Raw genomic sequence first — 6,268 nt, forward strand, 5'->3', positions numbered from 1 at the left:
ACTGCCTTGACATGACTTTTGACCTTTTTTATCTCCTTGCCTCTGAGTATTTTGAGAGGATAAATCTCATCATATTTAAATCCGGTACCGTCTATTATTAAGAACCTCACTTGACTAAGGTATCTCCTCAAAAGTCTGCCGGAGATGAAATTGAGGAAGTCTATAAGGAGAACCGGGGGAAGCTGTTTTAAGCGGTAGTAGTAAGTTGAGAAGTCCGGAACGTTTTCTCTTCCAAACATCTGAACAGCCAAGTATTCAAGGTCTCTGAATGAAAGTCTCCAGGCTACCTGGAGGAAAAGGAGGACAAGGATTATCTCATCTGGGCACTTCTTGGGTCTTCCCCTTTTGGTCTTGAAGGGATATAAATACTTTAATAGAGCCTGTCCTCTCCGGTGCATGTAGGTTTGTGTGAGCTTGAGTACTTGTTGGAAATTAAGTCTTTTAGCTTTCATATCGGAGAGGATAGGCTTTCTTTATGGTGTTGGCAATTTTCAAACATCCTCAGCTTCGATTTTGAGGTTCATTAGATGAAGATAGGGGCTATTATCCAGGCAAGAACTACATCTACAAGACTTCCAAAAAAGGTTTTGAAAGAGCTCCCCTGCGGCAGTAGCATCACAGTACTTGAGCAGGTCATAAGAAGAGTGAAAAAATCGGAATTGATTGACGAAATAATAGTTGCTACGACAACCAATCCTGCCGATAAGCCAATTATTGAATTGGCGAGGAAAGAAGAAGTAAAATACTTCAAGGGTAGTGAGAAAAATGTTCTTGAAAGATATTATTTATGTGCCAAGGAAAATAAATTGGATGTAATAGTAAGAATAACAAGTGATTGTCCTTGTATCGACTGGAACGTTGTAGACTTAGTAGTAAGAGAACATTTACAAAAACAGGCAGATTATACTTCAAATACTTTGGAAAGAACCTTTCCTCACGGACTTGACGTTGAAGTAGTTTCTTTTGAAGCCTTAGAAAAGGCTTACTTTGGTGCATCGCAAGATTTTGAAAAAGAACATGTTTGTCCTTACATCTACACTACCAACAAAAAAGAGTTTAAATTAGTTTCCGTAAAAGCCCCCACATTTTTGACTGCCCCGGACATAAGGATAACCCTTGATACAGAAGAAGATTACGCTTTACTCTGTGCAGTTTTTGACTATCTATACCCTCAAAATAACTATTTTCAAACAGTTGACATAGTCAATCTCTTTAGAGAAAAACCCTGGCTTAAGCTGATAAATAGGAAAGTTTTACAAAAAAAGGTTTTTTATTCCTTAGAAGAAGAACTTGAAGAAGCCAAAAAATTACTAGAGTTACAGGAACTAAACAGAGCAAAAGAGATAATAGAAAAGTGGATGAGCTGAGAGTCTATATCATTACAGAAGGTAGCAGTAATATAGGTTTTGGCCATGTTACAAGATGCTTGTCTTTATATCAAGCTTTTGAGGAAAGAGGTGTAAAACCGAGGTTTATTGTGAATGGCGATAAGTCCATATTAAGACTTTTAATAGGTACAAATTGTGAAATAGTTAACTGGTTTAAAAAACAGCAAATGATTTTTGAAAAAGTAAAGGATGCAGATATAGTCGTAGTTGATAGCTATTTGGCGGGTAAAAACTTTTATGAGAGTTTATCCAAACTCGTAAGACTTGCTGTTTATATAGATGATAACAAGCGAATAGATTATCCAGAGGGTATTGTTGTCAACGGAAATATTCATGCAAAGGATTTGAATTATCCTGAGAAAGAGAGAGTAATTTACCTACTCGGAACTGAATACACTCCTCTAAGGAAGGAATTTTGGGATGTTCCGGAAAAAGAGATAAGAAAAACAGTGCAGAGTGCTATGATAACCTTTGGCGGAGACGACATAAGAAATATGACTCCCAAGGTCTTAAAATTGCTTAGTAAAAATCATCCTGAACTTAAGAAAAATGTCATCATAGGAAAGGGATTCCGTAATGTTGATGAAATAAAAAACTCGGCCGATGAAAATACAAACTTAATATACTATCCTAATGCAGAGGAGATAAAGGAGGTGATGTTGGACTCTGATATTGCTATTTCAGCAGGTGGTCAAACGCTTTACGAGCTTGCAAGAGTTGGCGTTCCTACAATCGCAATTGCTGTTGCTGATAATCAGATGGGAAATGTAAAAGGATGGCAAAAAACAGGTTTCATAGAGTACGCTGGCTGGTGGGAAGATGGGGATGTTATTGATAATGTAGAAATAGCTTTTCGCAATATTATATATACTGAAGAAAGGAAAAGACGGAAAGAGTTAGCTAAAAAATATATTGATGGAAAAGGATGTTTGAGAATTATTGATTTTCTTCTGGTTTTTCTGAGGGAGGCATGGGGAAGATATTATTTCTAACCAATAATCCTATTTCCTACGGCTTGGCAAATTGGCTTGCAGAAATTGGAGAAGATGTAGTCGTTTATAAGAAACAAATATGTGTAGAAATGGTAAAAACTCTAAATCCTGGGATGATCATAAGTTATAATTATAAGTATTTAATTCCTAAGGAGATACTTGAACTTTTTCCTGAAAGGAAACTTTTGAATCTTCATATATCGTTTTTGCCTTGGAATCGAGGAGCACATCCAAATGTCTGGAGTTTTATAGATGAAACTCCAAAAGGTATATCTATTCACTTAATAGATGAAGGTATAGATACGGGAGATATCATAATGCAAAAAGAAGTAGAAATAGATGAAAGAAAACATACATTAAAAACGTCTTATGAACTTTTACATAAGGAAATTCAATGTTTATTTAAAAATAACTGGAAAAAGATCAGGAATTCCGAATTGGAACCTATGCCCCAAAGAGGTAAAGGAAGTATCCACTATAAAAAGGATTTTAAAGTGATTAAACATCTATTAGGAAAAGAAGGTTGGAGTATACCTATACCAATATTCAAAGAAAGAGTAAAGGTATGGAGGGAAAAAAATGAAAATAAAGATAAAGGATAAAGAAGTTTCCAATAACACTCCAACTTTTATAATAGCTGAACTTTCAGCGAATCACAAACAAGACATTGAACTTGCAAAAGACACTATTTACGCAATAAAGGAATCAGAGGCTGATGCTGTAAAACTCCAGACTTACACTCCGGATACGATTACGATTGATTGTAATAACGAATACTTTCAAATAAAACAAGGTACTCTGTGGGATGGTAAGACTTTCTACGAGCTCTATCAAGAGGCTTACACTCCGTGGGAATGGCACTATGAATTAAAAGAACTTGCTGAGAAGCTAGGACTTATTTTCTTTTCTACTCCTTTCGATAAAACGGCAGTTGACTTTTTAGAAGAATTGGAAGTTCCGGCATACAAAATTGCTTCTTTTGAGATAACCGATATACCACTTATAGAGTATACGGCTTCAAAAGGAAAGCCAATAATAATTTCTACAGGAATAGCAACTCTTTGTGATATTCAAGAAGCTGTTGAAGCCTGTAGAAGAGTTGGAAACGAACAGATAATACTACTAAAGTGCACCTCTGCATATCCTACTCCTTTAGATCAGGTTAACCTAAGAACAATTCCGAATATGACAGAAACTTTTGACTGCATAGTGGGACTTTCAGATCACACTCTCGGTATTTCTGTTCCAATTGCGGCTGTAGCTCTTGGAGCAAAAGTTATAGAGAAACACTTTATTCTATCTAAGAATATAGAAACGCCAGATAGAGATTTTTCGTTAACTCCTGACGAATTTAAAGAAATGGTAAAAGCTATAAGAGAAGTTGAGAGAGCACTTGGAAAAGTATCTTATGAACTTACAGAGGAAATGAAGAAAGGCAGAAAATTCAGTAGGTCGTTATTTGTTGTGAAAGATGTTAAAGCTGACGAGGTTTTCACTGAAGAAAATGTTAAGTCAATAAGACCAGGATACGGTCTTCACCCTAAGTTTTTAAAGAATATAATTGGAAAAAGGGCAAAGAAGGATATAAAGAAAGGAACTCCCCTAAGTTGGGAGCTAATATATTGAGGGTTATTAACAGGAGAGGAGTGTCCTTGGAGGGAGTGTCCATAGAACTGTGTAAATTCTATCAGGCCTCTAACCTCTTTCCAAAAATTTCAGAAAGCTGGCCGTAAATAACGCCTCAGTTCCTTACAGCACTCCTGCTCCACTTCTTTTCAAGCTCAACTACTACTAAATAAAGGCTCTCCAAAAGAAACTGGTCGCTAGAGAAAACTCTCTTTCTATCGGTAGCTTTCCTGAACTTGCTGTTGTGGCTTTCTATGATATTTGTCGTATACATTAACCCCCTCATCTCAAAAGGATACTTGAAGTAGGCCATCAGCTCTTCCCAATTGTTCTTCTTCTTCCAACTTTTGATTTGTGAAGATACTTATTTCTTCCATTCTGAGCTCAGCTTCGGTTGTACCAATAATTCTGTATAAGCCATTAAGAGTACCTCCTGGAGAACATCTCCTGAATCTCTTCTCTAGCTTCTAAAAAACCGTTTACTACCCTACTAGACCATCTGTCATTAAGCATTGCTACCCTGACAACATTAACCGACGGCAAAGCTCCTATTACCTTAACCCTATCTCCTTGATCTCCTCTCTATCAAATTCAAGAAACTTTTCAAGTTCAGCTTCCAAGGCCTCTCTCTCAAGGTCTATTGAATGAGCTTTTTGAGGTCTTCTTGAATTAACTGTGGGTCATACTTCTTTCTCATGTGTCCACCTTCCTTTAGGTTTAAAGTTCGAAATTTTTACACACTTGAGTGGCCCCCCCTCCTTCACCTACACGTCTAACCACCAATCTTTACCGTAAGAACCTAAGAACTCAGAAAAGAGGTCCTGTAAGAATTTTTCGATGTAGTCTTTAAATATCCCATCCCTACATACAACCAGCTTACGTCCTCCCTTATCTCTTACTCCAATAATTCCTTTATCAACGAAATGTTTGTAAATAGCAGGTTTAACTCTTCCTTTCAAAAATTCCTTCAGATCCCTTAGAAGTTGAGAATCTTCTGCTACCTTTTCTGGAACTATATATTGTAAATCAAACTTACGAAGAAACTTTTTGAAAAACTCATCAAAGTCAGAGTTACTGTCCTTAAGAACAAAGGAAATTAGAAAGCCATTGGGATTCTTAATAGTTTCAGAACTGTATCCCAGTTTCTTATCCCTGGCCATCAGCTCGTACATAACTGCAAGCAGGTATCCACAGTTCTCCCCGTAGGTTTTGATAACTCCGGAGTAAATGTCGCTTATGTTCCCCTTTGTTGGATTGTGAAAGAACTCAGGATACCTACTCTTCAAAAAGTCAGCAATCACTGCAACTTTCTGGCAGATTTCCGCCCGTTTCTGCTCATCCATGGCATAGCCAAAGTTAAGGTTACCTAACTTCGGGCTTTCGGCTCTTTTCATATTAAAGTTGCAAAGCCCTTTATAGGAAGATGTATTTTTCTGGGTATCTCTGATGTTTTGGTCTACTCCTTCAGTTAACTGGTTTTTCTTTATCTTAGAATGAATTTTTTTTCTGTTTTTTTCGCCGCCGCCACTGTTAGTATTATTGGCGGCGTCTTCTATATAGTCTTCTATATAGTCTTCTATATAGTCTTCTATATAGGGCTCTGAGTTATTTTCCTCCATAGGGTTGTACGTACCGGGTGGTTCCTTATTGGTACCGGGTGGTTCCTTATTGGTACCGGGTGGTTCCTTATTGGTACCGGGTGGTTCCTTATTGGTACCGGGTGGTTCCTTATTGGTACCGGTGGACAGAAGCGGATGGTCGGGATAGACCTTCTTGGCTTCGCTAATAAGTTTGGAGCTCCATTTATCTGTTGGGAGTATTTCTATGCGGGTTTCCTTTTTAGTTCTTACTGTCTTGATCAAGCAATGGGTTTCCAGCTCGTTAAGGGCCAGAATGATGTTCTTTTTTTTCATCCGGAGAGCTTTTCTTATCTCCCGTGTAGTGGTTCTGATTATGTTCTGCGAGGCATACTGGCGTAATGAGCATAAGTACATGTAGATTGCTTTGGAGAATGGGGATATTGGAAGAATGTACAGGAGTTTTGGTACTTTAAAAACTAAATCTTCCCTCACCTTTTCCTTATTCCAGGACTGAGCTACGTGTGGAATTTCCATAGAGTTGATGAGGATAATTTTTGTCTTCTGAGAGGTTTTAAAATGGAAGACCCTCTCGGAAACAATGCCTTCCCTTTCTAGGAATTTGAACAGTTCTTGGAGTGTTGACTTGCTTTTCAAATTGAGAATTTTCTTAAGCTCTGAATAG

At 37.5% G+C, this 6,268-nt stretch carries 7 protein-coding genes; 4 read left to right on the plus strand and 3 right to left on the minus strand.

Features of this window, described 5'->3' with window-relative positions:
• Positions 1 to 452: IS5/IS1182 family transposase (locus ABGX27_05945; protein ID MEO2069038.1), on the minus strand; the 452-nt coding region annotated here is incomplete at its 3' end.
• Between the two features lie 75 nt (positions 453 to 527).
• Between ABGX27_05945 and ABGX27_05950 the strand changes: the two genes are divergently transcribed.
• The 4 genes from ABGX27_05950 to pseI are packed head-to-tail and all read left to right on the plus strand — an operon-like array spanning position 528 to position 4,006.
• Positions 528 to 1,367, plus strand: coding sequence for a glycosyltransferase family protein (locus tag ABGX27_05950; GenBank protein MEO2069039.1), 840 nt, complete (start codon positions 528 to 530; stop codon positions 1,365 to 1,367).
• On the plus strand, positions 1,355 to 2,380 hold the full coding sequence (gene pseG, locus ABGX27_05955; protein ID MEO2069040.1) for a UDP-2,4-diacetamido-2,4,6-trideoxy-beta-L-altropyranose hydrolase: 1,026 nt from the start codon (positions 1,355 to 1,357) through the stop codon (positions 2,378 to 2,380). The genes ABGX27_05950 and pseG overlap by 13 nt, the downstream gene beginning before the upstream one ends.
• Entirely contained in the window at positions 2,359 to 2,982 is a 624-nt protein-coding gene (locus tag ABGX27_05960; GenBank protein ID MEO2069041.1) for a formyltransferase family protein, read from the plus strand. The genes pseG and ABGX27_05960 overlap by 22 nt, the downstream gene beginning before the upstream one ends.
• Positions 2,960 to 4,006, plus strand: coding sequence for a pseudaminic acid synthase (gene pseI / locus ABGX27_05965; GenBank protein ID MEO2069042.1), 1,047 nt, complete (start codon positions 2,960 to 2,962; stop codon positions 4,004 to 4,006). The genes ABGX27_05960 and pseI overlap by 23 nt, the downstream gene beginning before the upstream one ends.
• 115 nt (positions 4,007 to 4,121) lie before the next feature.
• On the opposite strand, the gene ABGX27_05970 is transcribed toward pseI, so the two are convergent.
• Both ABGX27_05970 and ABGX27_05975 read right to left on the minus strand, forming a co-directional pair.
• Positions 4,122 to 4,358: a transposase gene (locus tag ABGX27_05970; GenBank protein MEO2069043.1), complete on the minus strand. Its 237-nt coding sequence runs from the start codon at positions 4,356 to 4,358 to the stop codon at positions 4,122 to 4,124.
• Between the two features lie 412 nt (positions 4,359 to 4,770).
• Complete coding sequence (locus ABGX27_05975; protein MEO2069044.1) at positions 4,771 to 5,919, minus strand: hypothetical protein; 1,149 nt, start codon at positions 5,917 to 5,919, stop codon at positions 4,771 to 4,773.
• Between the last annotated feature and the right edge of the window lie 349 nt (positions 5,920 to 6,268).

This window comes from Desulfurobacteriaceae bacterium (genome assembly GCA_039832905.1).
Lineage (GTDB): Bacteria > Aquificota > Aquificia > Desulfurobacteriales > Desulfurobacteriaceae > Desulfurobacterium.